Origin of the sequence: Enterococcus sp. BSD2780061688st2 D3, from assembly GCF_005844145.1 — a bacterium.
In the GTDB taxonomy this organism is placed as follows: Bacteria; Bacillota; Bacilli; order Lactobacillales; family Enterococcaceae; genus Enterococcus_B; species Enterococcus_B durans.
Genome location: NZ_SPHN01000004.1, coordinates 175,593 through 191,118, shown reverse-complemented (window position 1 = coordinate 191,118; position 15,526 = coordinate 175,593). Strand labels below are relative to the sequence as shown.

The following is a 15,526-nucleotide window of genomic DNA, read 5'->3' as shown; positions in this document are numbered from 1 at the left end:
ATGTCTTTTGCGGCAGATGTGAAAAAAGAACTGACTGGGTTAGAGGTTCACAGAGAACATGCGAAAGCAGAATTAGCAGCCTTGCTAAGGATGAATGGTTCTTTAGGCATCGTGAACCAACAATTTATTTTGAACGTCCAGACAGAAAATGCGGCAATCGCTAGGCGTATCTATTCTCTTTTGAAAAATCATTATAATGTTCGAAGTGAATTACTTGTTCGGAAAAAAATGAAATTAAAAAAGAATAATGTATATATCGTGCGATTGAAGCAAGGTACAAAAAACGTATTGATGGATTTAGATATTATGGATGGCATGATGTTCAATGGGCATGTCTCGGATGAAATCATGGGGAATTCTCAAAAGATGCGGTCCTATTTACGTGGTGCATTTATGGCTTCTGGCTCTGTCAATAATCCAGAAACTAGTCGTTATCATTTAGAAATCTTTTCAATTTATGAACAACACAATCAGGATATTTGCGATATGCTGAATTACTACGGTCTCCATGCTCGGACATTGGAAAGACGTAACGGCTATATTTCTTATTTAAAAGGTGCAGAAAAAATCGCAGACTTTTTGACGTTGATCGGTGCAACGAATTCGATGTTGCGATTTGAAGATGTGCGTATCGTTCGGGATATGAGAAATTCTGTCAATCGGCTTGTAAATTGTGAAACTGCCAACCTTAATAAAACAATTGATGCAGCGTCAAAACAAATTGAAAACATCGAGTTGATCGAAGCTAGAGTAGGATTACATGCATTACCAGAAAAATTACAAGAAATAGCCGAATTAAGGTTACAACATCCAGAAGTTAGTTTAAAAGAACTAGGAGAAATGATCCCGTCAGGAGCAATCTCTAAATCGGGAATCAACCATCGGATTCGCAAAATCAATGAATTTGCGGAAAAATTGAAAGAAGAAGCAAGTTGATCATCAGACTTTGCTTTTTTTGCGACAAATAAACTCGAAATTGACCTATTTTCATCTGTGTGTGGATATCGAAAATAAAACTTTTTTTGAATTTTTCTTATACAATTTTTTAGAGAGTCAGGACAATCGAATGCCCGGCCTCTTTTTTTTGGTTTAAGTAAAAACAGTTTCTTATTTTTGATAATTTTTAGTAAGCTTAGTACATGGAATCATTTTTTAGAAGATGAGGAAAGTGGGTCAGACAATGGATGAAAAAACAGAATCTGGTAAGAAAAAAATGAAAGAAGATGAAAGGATCAAGCAACAAGTAATTGACCAAATCGCACAAGGAACAAGTATCACTGCAATTTCAAAAAAAATGCATCTAATGTCAAGTGAAAAAACCAAACAACTATTAGTTGACCACATCTGTGAGCAATTGAAAGCAAAAAAAACGATGGAAATGATTGCAGAGAGTTTAAATAAATTTCCGACAGAAATCGTCAAGATCCTAAACGATTATACGATACAACAATTACAACGAGGAGTGTCACCAGTTATTCTTTCAGAAAAAATACCTATTGGCCTAGAAGAGATTATCCAGTATCGCAATACATATTTAGTCAATAAAATTGAAGAAGGAGAGTCTCTTCGATCGTTGGGGAAGAAGTTTGGTATGGCACAAAAAGTGGTAAAGGAGATTTGGCATACAGCTATGCTCATGCAGATTTCCACGGGACGAACGCTTGAAGAAGTTGCCTTTGACTTCAGATTGAGTCTAGAAGAGATTTGGACGATCCAAATTGAACATTTGGTCAAAAAAATCGGTGAAGAACAGCCATTGACAGTTCATGAGCAAAAAATGTTTGAGCCAACTTATCTAAAGGAATTAAATGAGCAACATCAACAGGTTCGAACGGCCTTAAAAAAATGTCCCTCACATAAAAAAGTAGCGAAGCAATTAAATCTTAGTACGACTACTGTCACGAAGATTCAGAATTTGGCAATCCTTACGAAGCTTGCAAAAGGAAAAACAATTGAAGTTATTGGAGCGGAATTATTCATTGATTGTGAGAAGGTCAAAAAAGTCAGAAATCAGTATATCGCACAAAAAGTTCTAGAAGGTAAAACATATGTACATCTTCATAAAAAAATAAATACCAGTCAGCACATCATAGAGAAAAAAGCAATAGCGACAAAGATCGTGAGTAAGCGGCAAGCACCTTCAATAGTAAAGAATCTAAAATACTTTGAGGTGGATGAAAAAACAAAAAATGGGATCATTCAGTTGTGTCAAAATAAAATAGAAATCAACACCATAGCAAAGCAATTTTCGATTAATCGTAGAACTGTACTAAAAATTAGAAAAGAGGCCATTCTTACAGATTTAAACAACGGGATAACAAGAGAAGAAGTAAGAAAAAAATTCAATCTGCCGTTAAAATCGATCATATACATTATAGGACATACATCGTTAGCAAGGTACCCTAATATTAAACGATTAACAAACAACTCAGCAACAATCGCTCAGAAAAAAAGAGCGGTACAGTTATTTAATAGGGGGCATAAGATTAAAGAAGTTGTAGACCTCACAGGAATTCCAAAAAATACAGTCCGTCAAATAAGTGTAAGAGTGAGCCGTGAAAGAAATGTGGTCTTTAAAAAAGAATGGTATCCGGAAGAAAAACAAAAAGCAATTTTAAATTATTTAGATACATCGAAAAGCTTAGAGCTAACTGCTGCTCGTTTTAATGTGAGTAAAATAACCATTTGTCGGATGGCAAGCAGAGCACAGGAAGTGAAAGAGAAAAGAGAACAGTGGGATAAAAAGCAGACAGTTAAAAAAGAGCCTCTAAATAAGTTGAAATGGGGAGCCATTCATAAAAGTTTACATGAAACGAAAGACGCAAGAGAAGCTTCCACTTCAAGAAACCATTCCTTTAGCATAGAAAAATAATTTTTTGTTACAAGAAGAATTGCTATTTATACTTAGAGGCTGAGACAGAAGTGTTTAATTCCAAGAAATAAGCCGAAATTCACGAAAATTGCTGTTCAAATTTTTGTGAATTTCGGCTTATTTAAGAAGGAGTTGCTTCTGCTCCCGCCGTTTATTCGTTTTTAAAGAATGAGACAACAGTGTTTTCTTACTTTTGTCCCAGCCTCCATTTAAAAGAAGAAAAAATAGTTGATCTGAAAATCAGAAATATCCTGAATTTTCGAGCAACTATTTTTTATGGGCATTAAATCGAAGCTTCAATCAAGTCTGTTAATTTTTCATGGGCGATCGACTCGTCAAAAATGGATTCACCTAAAATGACTGTAGGTACAAAGCGGATATTTGCCTCGGACGCCTCTTTGATGATTGCCTGTGATGCATCAAAATCTTTTTGTTCCGTCAAACCTAACTGATTTTTTGCATAATCTGCAACTTCAGATAAGCCTAAGTGTTTCCATTCATCTTGCGTAGCGAAAATCTTTTTGATTTCAGTCAATGCTTTTTTTCCATCAGTAGCAGTCACGTGATGGTGCATGACGTTTCCCCGTTGCAAACTTTCTTTTTCTTTGTCAAAAAGTTTGATGACACGCTGGATTTTCCCCGCTTCAACTGCTTCTTCAAGCAAGTCAAACGAGTCATTGAACCATTGACGGCAATATGGACAAGCTAGATTGATAAATTCGATCATTTTTTTTGGTGCTTGATCTTCACCATACATGATACCGTTTGCTGTAGTTGTTTTTTCAGCTTTAATCACAGATATATCCATTTCTCAACACCTCTTTCATTTATTGTAATCATTTTTTTGAAGAAATAATAGTATTTTGTTCTTTTTTGAAATTTCCGAAAAAACTGGTTTTGGGACGCCATTTATTCAGAATTAGATTCTGTAGCAAAACTGATTTTTAGATTTGTCTTATATTCAATCTAAGGAAAGTTCGTGAGCAGATTTGCAAATTAAGTAGGTTTTCTGTTTTTTTTACGTTATAATGGAACAGATATTTAAGAGAATTTGAACAAGGATGATGAAAAAATGCGAAAGATGAAAACAATGGATGGGAATACCGCTGCCGCATATATCTCCTATGCGTTTACGGAATTAGCAGCCATTTATCCAATTACACCTAGCTCCACGATGGCTGAACTAGTCGATCAATGGTCAGCAAGTGGGAAGAAAAATATATTTGGGCAGCCGGTCAAAGTAGTAGAGATGCAATCAGAAGCAGGAGCGGCAGGTGTCGTTCATGGTTCCTTGAAAACTGGTGCTTTAACAACTACCTATACAGCTTCACAAGGGTTACTTTTAATGATCCCTAATATGTACAAAATCGCAGGTGAGTTGCTTCCTAGCGTGTTTCACGTAGCTAGCCGAGCAGTCACGACAAACGCACTGAACATTTTTGGGGACCATGGAGATGTCATGGCCGCACGTCAAACAGGTTTTGCTATGCTTTCAGAAAGTAGTGTGCAAGAAGTGATGGATCTAGCTCCAGTAGCTCACCTCGCTTCTCTTGAGGCGGAACTGCCCTTTGTGAATTTCTTTGATGGTTTCCGAACAAGTCATGAGATTCAAAAGATTGAAGTATTGGAATATGAAGAATTGGCACCATTGATCAATCAGGAAAAACTCGCCTCATTTCGAGAAAGAGGGATGAATCCAAATCATCCAACGGTCAGTGGAACCAACCAAAATCCAGATATCCACTTTCAACAAAGGGAAACAATCAATGCTTATTATGATCGATTGCCAAGTATTGTTCAAAAATATATGCAAAAAATCAATGAATTACGTGGAACAGCATATGACCTCGTGACTTACCATGGTGATCATGAGGCAGAAGAAGTGATCGTTTCGATGGGTTCAGTAGCACAGACGATTGAACAAACAGTCGATTATTTGAATAAAAATGGTCGTAAAGTTGGCTTTTTGAATATCCACTTGTATCGCCCATTCCCTATTGAGAATCTATTGGAAAAATTACCGGAGTCAACGAAAGCTATCGCTGTGTTAGATCGAAGCAAGGAACCAGGCGCTGGTGGTGAACCGCTATTGTTAGATGTGCAAAGCGCACTTTATGATGCGGATATCCGACCTAAAGTGATTGGTGGTCGCTATGGTCTGGGCTCAAAAGACGTGACACCAGATCAGATCATCAGCGTTTATGATGAACTGCAAAAAGAAAAAAGAGATATGAAGAAACGGTTCACGATCGGGATCGTTGATGATGTAACCTATCAATCACTTGAAAAAAGACCTACGTTAGATTTAACGAATCCCAACACGTATCAGGCAAAATTCTGGGGATTTGGTTCAGATGGTACAGTAGGTGCGAATAAATCAGCAATCAAGATTATTGGTGACCATACAGATAAATATGCACAAGGATACTTTTACTATGACTCTAAGAAATCTGGTGGGCTAACTGTTTCGCACTTGCGTTTTGGTGACACACCTATTCGCTCGACGTATTTGGTTGAACATGCAGACTTTGTTGCGTGTCATACCCCAGCGTATCTACACAGTTATGATTTAGTAAAAGGTTTGAAAAAAGGCGGAACATTCTTACTTAATACGTTATGGACAGAAAAACAGTTGGAGAACCATCTGCCTATCCGCTTAAAAAAATATTTGGCTGAAAATGACATACAGTTTTATACGATCAATGCGATGCAACTAGCACAAGAAGTAGGTTTAGGTCGCCGAATCAACACGGCGATGGAAACAGCCTTTTTCAAATTAGCGAACATCATTCCATTTGAGGAAGTGATGCCACTCTTAAAAGAAGAAGCACTAAAAAGCTATGGACATAAATCAATGAAGATCGTTGAAAAAAACGTGCAGGCAATCGATCGTACAGTGGAATTGCTTCACAAAGTGGAAGTGCCTGAACACTGGCGAACATTAGAGATCCCAGTGAAAACAAATCAGTATCGATCACAGTATGTTCAAGAAGTGCTTGAACCAATCAATGCACAAGAAGGAAATAGTTTATCCGTTGGGACTTTGGTCGAAAACCAGATGACAACTGGTGAAATGCCTTTAGGGACGGCGAAAGTTGAAAAACGTGGTGTTGCCTTAGAAGTGCCTGAGTGGATCAGTGATCGTTGCACAATGTGTAACGAATGTGCTTTTGTTTGTCCCCATGCAGCCATTCGCCCATTTTTGGCAGATGATGAGGAAATGACTGAGGCGCCTGAAGGATTTATCGTACGGGATATGAGAGGGCCAGATGGACTAAAATACCGTATTCAAGTTTCCGTAGAAGACTGTACAGGTTGTGGATTATGCGTAGAAGCTTGTCCAGCAAAAGGAAAAGCATTAGTGATGAAACCTTATGAAGAACAAAAAGAACAAGCTGTCAACTGGGCATTTGCTATGACCTTGAAACAAAAAGAAAATCCAGTAAAGGGTAAAAATTCAGTGTTATCTACGCAGTTCAATAAACCATTGCTTGAATTTTCAGGAGCTTGTTCAGGCTGTGGAGAAACACCTTACGTCAAATTATTGACACAAATGTTTGGGGATCGGATGATGATCGCGAATGCAACAGGGTGTTCTTCAATCTGGGGTGGAGCTTCACCAGCTTCTCCATATACAACGAATGAATGTGGTCAAGGCCCAGCATGGTCAAATTCTTTACTAGAAGACAATGCTGAGTTTGGTTATGGTATGTTGCTAGCGGCTCAAACGCGTCGCGAAGCTTTAGCAAAAGCAATGAGCGAATTGTTGCCGAAAGTTTCACAAGAGTTGCGGGCATTGATGGAGGATTGGTTAGATCATTTATTCGAGAGCGAAGGCACACAGCAAAGAGCTGCAAAACTTCAAGCAGCGATCGAATCAGAGGTTGTGGACGTTCCAGAATTGCGGGCAATTTTAAAAGAAAAAGACATTTTTGTGAAAAATAGCCAATGGATGATTGGTGGCGATGGTTGGGCCTATGACATTGGTTTCGGCGGGATCGATCATGTATTAGCAAGTGGTGCAGACGTCAATATTCTCGTGTTGGATAATGAAGTTTATTCTAATACAGGAGGACAAGTGTCTAAAGCAACACCTGCTTCAGCTATCGCAAAATTTGCTGCGAGCGGGAAATATGCTTCGAAAAAGGATTTAGGGATGATGGCGATGACGTATGGCAATGTCTACGTTGCCCAAATCGCTTCTGGAGCAAATCAAATGCAAACAATCAAAGCGTTCGAAGAGGCAGAAAAATTCCCTGGACCTTCATTGATCATCGCCTACACACCATGTATCACACACGGTCTATTTGGTGGAATGAAAGAATCGATCAAAGAAGCAAAAGAGGCCGTTTCTTCTGGATATTGGTCACTATATCGATACAATCCAGAATTAATCGAAAAGAACAAAGTACCAATGACTTTAGATTACAAAAAACCTGATTTTTCAACAATGCCTGATTTTATGCGTAAGCAAGTACGTTTTTCATCATTGGAAAATGCGCATCCGCAATTAGCAGAAAAATTATTTGAAAAAACAGTTCACGATGCGAAGACACGCTTCTACAACTATGCTTCATTAGCAGGTCAATTGGATAAAATCAAAGCCAAAATAGAACCTGCTGAAGAAAAGGAAACGATCGAAAAGCCTGCAAGAGAAAAAAGAGAGAAAAAAAGTGATCCAGAAGCCGAAGCAAGAAAAGCGGCAAGAAGAGCAGAACGTGCCGCACGTAGAAAATAGGCATTTTCCTATTTTAATGTCTTGTTTCAGAGAAATGGATTTAAATATTTTTATAAATGATAAGTTTGATGGGAGAATGGAGATTTAAGATCTAAGAAATGATTTACGAAAGTTATTTTTTGATTTAGGATAACTGAACTTCATTTTCGAAAAGCTGGTTTCTGTTTCCATTGATTATTCGGATCTAGAGGATGAGTTAAAAGTGATTTTTACTTTTAACTCATCCTTGTCTTTTTGAAAAAATAAAACTATGTAATTTTCTTGAAAAAATTGTCGTGAAAATGGAAAAATTCAGGCATAAAAGCCTCAGATATACAAACATATGATATACTTAAGAAGAAATCTCAAAAGAGAAGAGAGGCTTTTTATGTCATTTCAAATCGGAGAACTTTTTAACTTAGATTATTGGCAACAAATGTTTTCCGGTGACTTGTTTTCTCTGAATTTTTTGGTGAACATACTGGATATTTTGGTAGTATGGTATTTGGTCTATAAACTGATCCAACTACTAAGAGGGACGAAAGCAATCCAATTGCTAAAAGGGGTGGCTATTTTCATTGTCATTCGGATCGTGGCTGAGTTGATTGGTCTGCACACTCTATCATGGTTGATGAATCAAGTAATCACTTATGGTGTGATCGCAGCAATCGTTATTTTTCAGCCAGAAATACGACGTGGCTTGGAACATCTCGGTCGAAGTTCGCTTTTCAAACAATCAAAAAGCGAGCAGCAAGAAGATGAAAAAATGATTTTATCCTTCGACAAAGCAATCCAATATATGTCTAAACGTAAGATTGGCGCCTTGATCACAATTGAACGCCATACGGGTTTAGATGAATATATTGAAACAGGGATAGCGCTTGATGCAGATATTACTGGAGAACTCCTTATCAATATCTTCATCCCGAATACACCGTTGCATGATGGAGCGGTCATTGTTAAGAATGGGAAGATCGCAGTAGCAAGTGCGTATCTGCCTTTATCTGAAAGTATGTTGATTCCGAAAGAATTCGGAACCCGTCACCGAGCTGCTGTCGGTATCAGTGAGGTCAGCGATGCTATAACAATCGTTGTCTCTGAAGAAACAGGAGACGTCAGTATCACATTAGATAATCAATTGATTCCTGGATTATCACAAGAAGAATACCTCACAATATTACGAAAACAGTTGATTGTTGAGGAAAAACCTAAAAACAGAAAAAATGGGATTCAATCTTTCTTGGACGCAATGACTAAGGGAGGGGATCGGAAATGATCTCAAAGGAGAGACGTACCAGTCTATTGTATGGCTTCGTGGCATTACTGTTCAGTATCGTTCTTTACTTTAATGCCAACGGACAGACAGTTCAGAGTACGCTATCTGGAAACGAGTCGTATAGTCAAACTGTTTCGAATGTGCCGATTCAACTATTATATGATACGGATAAATACTATATCCACGGCTATGAGAATACAGCTACTGTAAAGCTTAGTAGTGCTAACCGTGTGCAATTGAATGCAGAGTCAAATGCAGATACACGAACATTTAGAGTTACTGCTGATCTAACGAATGTTGGTGAAGGCACACATGAAGTATCATTGAAAGTACGTAACCTAAGCAGTGCTGTTACATCGAGGTTGCAACCTGAAACGATCACCGTTACAATTGAAAAGAAAGTGACGAAAACGTTTGATGTAGAAACTGTTGTGCCTTCTGGTTCTACACCATCTGGTTATGAATTGGATAAAACCAAGGTTGATCCAGATGAAGTGACGATCACGACAGGAGATAAAACACTATCTGAGATCCACCAAGTAGTAGCTGTTGTTGATCCTTCCATGATAAAAGATGAAGGTATCAATAGTGAAGTACCTGTTCAAGCGTTGAATCAGGCAGGGGAGGCATTGAGTATCGTGTCGGATCCTGTTCAGGTAAAAGTGACCGCAGATGCAATCAAACCGAAAAAATCGGTGCGTCTATATGGAACACAACAAGGCACACCAGGTTCAGGTGTTAAGAGTTACGACTTTAAATTTTCAGAACTAGATGCAGTGGTCACTGGTTCGAATGAACAGCTTGCATTGATTGGCGACAGTATTCCGGTACCAATCGATGTCTCAGGTATCACTCATCGGACAACAAGAAACATCGATATCCCGGTTGAACGAGGGTTAAGTATTTCACCAAAGTCAGTGAGTGTTGAAATCACACCGATTTTAGCTTCATCTGATAGCAGTTCTTCAACCAATCGAAGTCAAGGTTCTGAAAAAGAGAACAATACAAATACAAGTTTTTCAACGACGAATTCGACGACATCGTCTTCATCACAACAATCGGAGTCTAGTCAAGGCTCTGAAAGTAGCGTCTCGAGTGAATCAACAAGTAGCAGTACTCAAATGAGTCAAACGAATTCATCGGAAAATTAAGTTAAAGGAGCAAATTTACAATTATGGGTAAATATTTTGGAACGGATGGTGTCCGTGGCGAGGCAAACAAAGAACTGACACCAGAATTAGCGTTTAAATTAGGTAGATGTGGCGGTTATGTCTTGAGTCAGCATGAGACAGACGGAAAACGTCCGCGTGTATTGGTCGGACGTGACACAAGAATTTCAGGCCAGATGTTAGAGGAAGCATTGATATCCGGATTATTATCTGTTGGTATTGAAGTATTCCAACTTGGCGTGATTTCAACTCCAGGAGTCGCTTATTTAACAAGATTACAAAAAGCCAGTGCCGGAGTAATGATTTCTGCTTCTCATAATCCAGCGCAAGATAATGGAATCAAATTTTTCGGTGCAGATGGATTTAAATTAGTAGATGATCAAGAATTAGAGATTGAGGCTTTATTAGATGCAGAAGTAGACGAATTACCACGACCTTCTGCTGAAGGGCTTGGTACAGTAGAAGAATTTCCAGAAGGTCTGTTGAAATATTCTCAATTCCTAGTACAAACGATCAATGGAGATCTTTCTGGATTGACTATTTGTGTCGATGCTGCAAATGGTGCGACTTCAACATCTGTTAATCGCTTGTTTGCAGATTTGGAAACAGATTTCTATACGATGGGAACAAATCCAAATGGGTTGAACATCAATGATGGAGTTGGTTCGACACATCCAGAAAAATTGGCAGAAATGGTTGTGGAAAAAGGTGCAGATGCTGGTTTAGCTTTCGATGGTGATGGCGACCGTATCATTGCAGTTGATGAACTAGGAAATATCGTTGATGGCGATAAAATCATGTTCATCTGTGCGAAATATCTTTCTGAAAAGAATCGTTTGAAGAAAGATACGATCGTTACTACGGTCATGAGTAATCTAGGATTCCATAAAGCAGTGGAAAGTATCGGCTTAAAAGATGTGATCACGCAAGTAGGAGATCGCTATGTAGTAGAAGAAATGCGCAAGAATGACTACAATTTTGGTGGGGAACAATCTGGGCACATGATTTTCTTAGATTTCAATACTACTGGAGACGGTATGTTATCTGGAATCCAATTATTGAATATCATGAAGCAAACAGGTAAAAAACTATCTGAACTTGCGGCAGAAGTAACGATCTATCCGCAAAAATTAGTAAATATCCGTGTCAGCAACAAAAATGGTGCAATGGAAGTACCTGCAATCAAAGCAGTTATCGAAGAGGCAGAAGCAGAAATGGGTGGTGAAGGAAGAATTTTAGTTCGTCCTTCTGGAACAGAACCGTTATTACGTGTAATGGCTGAAGCACCAACACATGAAAAAGTTGATTATTACGTGGATAAAATCGCAGCAGTTGTAAGAGAAGAAATTGGATTAGACTAACATCTGGTCACGTGATTTTTCTTGTGATAAGTCGACACCAAGACTTTATCCAAGGTGTCAATGAATCGCTTTAAATAAAAAAGCAATCAATCTTTAAATTTGGAAAACAAATTTTGAGATTGATTGCTTTTTTTGTTGGACGAGTAGTACAAAAAAGAAGATCGACTGAAAATGACCGCTCTTTCTTAAAATCACCAGGAGACACAAAAACCAATCATACAAGTCAACTCCTTCACGATTTCTTTAGACCTTCCTTCTAGGTTATAGAAAAGCTAGTTGGATAGGAGAATTTCCAAAGTACTGTGCTCTAATGCAGACAACTGTTATGTGACAACTTTATTTTCTTTATGTAAGAAAAATAGTGTTTCCAAAAACACTGGATGTATTAAACTAACAGCGATAATACCCTCAGAAAGGAAAGTGATAAGATGAAATCTATAAGGAAATACCTGCCTTTATTTGCAATGCTACTTCTTTTTATAAAACCTTTTGTAGCAGTCGCCGTTTCTACACAAGGATCAGTTGAAGAGGTGATCATCAAGAATGGAGAATTCAATGAAGGATTGAAAGATTGGATCGTTTCAAGTCCTGGAGAAAACAACCCATCTCTTGTAGTGGATAGTAACGGCAATCAATATGTAAAAGCAACGAATGGTGAAAATATCCTCCAATATGTTCAGTTAAAACCAAATTCTACGTATCGATTTGCGTATTACGTGATTGGTGATCCTGTTTTTCCAGCGATTGTCGAGTTTGGCACGTTAAATCATGACCAAGGATACCATCCACTGAAGGAAGAAAAGCATTATAACATCGCTTGGAAACAACATGAATTTATTTTTACAACACCAACAGATGAGAATACTTATGTCATTCGCTTTGCTTCGAGTGGCAATGGCGAAGCTAAATTTGATAATATTCAAGCCGCTTGGTTGGATTTGGAGAGTCCATCGATTCCACAAAACCTACTGGTGGAAAATGTTACTTCTGATACGGTGATTTTGTCGTGGGAGGCATCCACAGATAACATCGGTGTAGCCGGCTATCGTGTTTATCGGGATAAACAGTTGGTCCAAGAGGTTCAAGGAGAACAGTTTACTGATACTGGGTTGACGGAAGACGCTGAATATACATATGAGGTACGGGCTTTTGATGCAGCAGGGAACCAGTCAGAAGCAAGCAATGAAGTCTTTGCACGAACAAGTGTATCAGTGGATTTGGAGAGTCCATCGATTCCACAAAACCTACTGGTGGAAAATGTTACTTCTGATACGGTGAGTTTGTCGTGGGGGGCATCCACAGATAATATCGGTGTAGCCGGCTATCGTGTTTATCGGGATAAACAGTTGGTCCAAGAGGTTCAAGGAGAACAGTTTACTGATACTGGATTGACGGAAGACACTGAATATACATATGAGGTACGGGCTTTTGATGCAGCAGGGAACCAGTCAGAAGCAAGCAATAGAATCAATGTAAGAACGAAGGAAATCGTTGATCACAAGCCGCCTACGACACCTATGAATGTAAGGGCGACAGTCGTGACAGAAAATAAAGTGACCTTACTTTGGGAAGCTTCCAGTGATGAGAGTGGCATTAGAAGTTACCAAGTGTATCGAAATAGTATTTTGGTCGGTAGCCTTCCAGGCGATACCTTATCCTATACAGATACGAATTTATCTGAAAAAACAAAATATTATTATACAATAACCGCCTGTGATCATGTTGGAAATGTATCGGTAGCAACGAAAGCGTTGCTCATCACGACCAAAGGAACAACCCTTCCTCCAATAGTAGAAGAAAAGCCGAAAGAAGAAAAACCTTCTCCAAGCGTGCCTCGACCTCCGCAAAAAGAGAATATAGGCAACTCAACAGTAGATGCTTCTGGTAACAAAATGGAGAAAGAACAGACGGGGATGATAAATCAAGGGGAGAATCGCCCCGTAGATCATTCACTTAATCTAACTGCAGAGGCAATACAAAAAATCAGTAAAATATTGACTAAAGATAGTGTTAAAAAATTGCCAATGACCGGTACACAAAAGAACGCTCTTGTAAAGATGAGTGGCGTGGGTATAACAGTAATTAGTTTGTGTTTGTTTTATATAAGGAAACGGAGAAAATAAAAAAGATTCTGGTACAAAAGCAAGTAATACTTTTTGTCTCAGAATCTGTATACGCATAAACAGTAAGGCAGAAGCATGTTGTTGAGAAAATAAGTCACAATTCACAAAATCTCGAAAAGTGATTTCTGTGAATCCGTCCTAATGTTCGGAGTGAAATACTTCTGCCTCGACTGTTTTTTGTCATTCTACTGTTACTGATTTTGCGAGATTACGTGGTTTATCGACGTCTAATCCTCTTAGAAGTGTGGCATAATAGGCAATTAATTGAGTAGGGATAACTGTAGCCAATGGTGTCAATAATGGATGGACCACAGGAAGAACGAGTTGGTCTTGTTCCGTTTCAAGTCCCTTTGCCGCAATCACTAATGTTTTCGCTCCACGGCTTTCTACTTCTCTCAAATTACCTCTTGTATGTGATCCAGTAACCGCCTCGCTAATGATCCCAATCACTGGTGTTCCTTCTTCGATCAAAGCGATCGTTCCGTGTTTTAATTCACCGGCTGCAAATCCTTCCGCTTGGATATAGCTGATTTCCTTTAATTTCAAAGCAGCTTCCAGTGAAACAGCGTAATCAGCTCCGCGTCCGATATAAAACGCATTTCGAGTATCTGTCAAATACTCTACAGCAAGTTGATGCAGTTCATCTTTTTGTGTGATGATCTCTTCCATGGTATTTGCTACAATACCAAGTTCATGGCTAATATCGAATGTTTGTGCATTTGTTAATTGTTTTGTTTCACCAATGCCCTTCGCCAACAGTGCAAGTACAGCAATTTGTGCTGTATAAGCTTTGGTTGATGCAACAGCGATTTCAGGTCCCGCATGTAATAGAAGAGTGAAAGAAGCTTCTCTTGATAAAGTTGAACCTGGAACGTTTGTGATCGTCAATGTAGGGTGCCCTAGTTCATTGATTTTAACTAAAACCTGACGACTGTCAGCTGTTTCACCACTTTGACTTAAGAAAACAAAAAATGGTTTTTCCGAAAGTAAAGGCATCGAATAACCAAATTCACTAGCTAAGTGGACTTCTACAGGAATATTCGTCAATTTTTCGAGTATTGGCTTACCTGCTAGGCCTGCATGATAGCTCGTTCCGCAAGCTACGATGAAAATCCGATCACTTTCTTTCGCGGTAGCTAACATTTTTTCATCCATCACAATTTGATGCTGTTGGTTCGTATATGCTTGGATGATTTTTCTCATCACGATGGGCTGTTCATCGATTTCTTTCAGCATATAGTAAGGATATGTCCCTTTTTCGATGTCTGTTGCATCGATCTGTGCCTCGAAAGAAGGGCGATCCACAGAAATACCGTCAATTGTTTGGATAGATATATCGTCTTTTGTTACGATGACTACTTCACCATCTTCGATTTCGACGAACTCTCTAGTATAAGAAAGCATTGCCATTGCGTCGCTAGCAACTACATTGAACCCATCCCCTAAGCCAATCAATAAAGGGCTTTTATTTTTTGCTACGAAGATCGTGTTAGGAAGAGTTCTGTCTATCAATGCAAAAGCATAAGAACCTTTGATCAATTGTAATGCTTTAGTGAATGCAACTTTTGTAGGCCATCCTTGATCTGCGAAAAATTCGATCAAATGAGCAACGATCTCTGTATCTGTTTCTCCAACAAAAGTATCGCTTGCCAAATAATTTGTTTTTATTTCTTCAAAATTTTCGATCACACCGTTATGGACAAGAACGAAACGACCTGTTTGTGAAGTATGCGGATGTGCATTTTCTTCAGTCGGTTCACCGTGAGTTGCCCATCTTGTATGGCCAATACCGATGGAGCCGATCATTTCATCTGTTAATTTATCCTTTAGATTTTGGATTCTGCCCTGCGCCTTGATCAAGTAATCTGCTTCATCATTTGCAATAAAGATACCAGCTGAATCGTAGCCACGGTATTCTAATTTTTCAAGTCCGTTTATCAAACCAGGAGTTACATTTTCTAAACCTATCATTCCAACAATTCCACACATAAAAAAACATCCTACTTTC

General features: G+C 38.6%; 9 protein-coding genes. 7 read left to right on the top strand and 2 right to left on the bottom strand.

What is annotated here, in order from left to right; translation table 11 throughout:
• Together whiA and FGQ66_RS05240 are read left to right on the top strand one after the other, a co-directional pair.
• Complete coding sequence (gene whiA / locus FGQ66_RS05245; protein WP_138301933.1) at window positions 1–936, top strand: DNA-binding protein WhiA; 936 nt, start codon at window positions 1–3, stop codon at window positions 934–936.
• Between the two features lie 244 nt (window positions 937–1,180).
• The gene (locus tag FGQ66_RS05240; protein WP_138301932.1) at window positions 1,181–2,872 is read left to right on the top strand and encodes a hypothetical protein; all 1,692 of its coding nucleotides are present in this window, start codon (window positions 1,181–1,183) and stop codon (window positions 2,870–2,872) included.
• 283 nt (window positions 2,873–3,155) lie between these two features.
• On the opposite strand, the gene FGQ66_RS05235 is transcribed toward FGQ66_RS05240, so the two are convergent.
• Entirely contained in the window at window positions 3,156–3,680 is a 525-nt protein-coding gene (locus FGQ66_RS05235) for a thioredoxin domain-containing protein (protein ID WP_138301931.1), read from the bottom strand.
• Between the two features lie 264 nt (window positions 3,681–3,944).
• Here FGQ66_RS05235 and nifJ point away from each other — a divergent pair, with 264 nt between their 5' ends.
• The 5 genes from nifJ (at window position 3,945) to FGQ66_RS05210 (ending at window position 13,518) form a co-directional block, all read left to right on the top strand.
• Complete coding sequence (gene nifJ / locus FGQ66_RS05230) at window positions 3,945–7,610, top strand: pyruvate:ferredoxin (flavodoxin) oxidoreductase (RefSeq protein ID WP_138301930.1); 3,666 nt, start codon at window positions 3,945–3,947, stop codon at window positions 7,608–7,610.
• 367 nt (window positions 7,611–7,977) lie between these two features.
• Window positions 7,978–8,865 carry a diadenylate cyclase CdaA gene (gene cdaA / locus FGQ66_RS05225; RefSeq protein WP_138301929.1) on the top strand — a complete coding sequence of 296 codons (888 nt, stop codon included), beginning with the start codon at window positions 7,978–7,980 and terminating at the stop codon, window positions 8,863–8,865.
• A complete protein-coding gene (locus tag FGQ66_RS05220) occupies window positions 8,862–10,016 on the top strand; it encodes a CdaR family protein (protein WP_081135541.1) in 1,155 nt (384 codons plus the stop codon). The genes cdaA and FGQ66_RS05220 overlap by 4 nt, the downstream gene beginning before the upstream one ends.
• A gap of 23 nt (window positions 10,017–10,039) precedes the next feature.
• Window positions 10,040–11,395: a phosphoglucosamine mutase gene (gene glmM / locus FGQ66_RS05215; RefSeq protein WP_016176491.1), complete on the top strand. Its 1,356-nt coding sequence runs from the start codon at window positions 10,040–10,042 to the stop codon at window positions 11,393–11,395.
• A gap of 428 nt (window positions 11,396–11,823) precedes the next feature.
• On the top strand, window positions 11,824–13,518 hold the full coding sequence (locus tag FGQ66_RS05210) for a fibronectin type III domain-containing protein (protein ID WP_138301928.1): 1,695 nt from the start codon (window positions 11,824–11,826) through the stop codon (window positions 13,516–13,518).
• Between the two features lie 180 nt (window positions 13,519–13,698).
• Here the strand turns inward: FGQ66_RS05210 and glmS are convergent, their stop codons facing one another.
• Complete coding sequence (gene glmS / locus FGQ66_RS05205) at window positions 13,699–15,507, bottom strand: glutamine--fructose-6-phosphate transaminase (isomerizing) (RefSeq protein ID WP_138301927.1); 1,809 nt, start codon at window positions 15,505–15,507, stop codon at window positions 13,699–13,701.
• Between the last annotated feature and the right edge of the window lie 19 nt (window positions 15,508–15,526).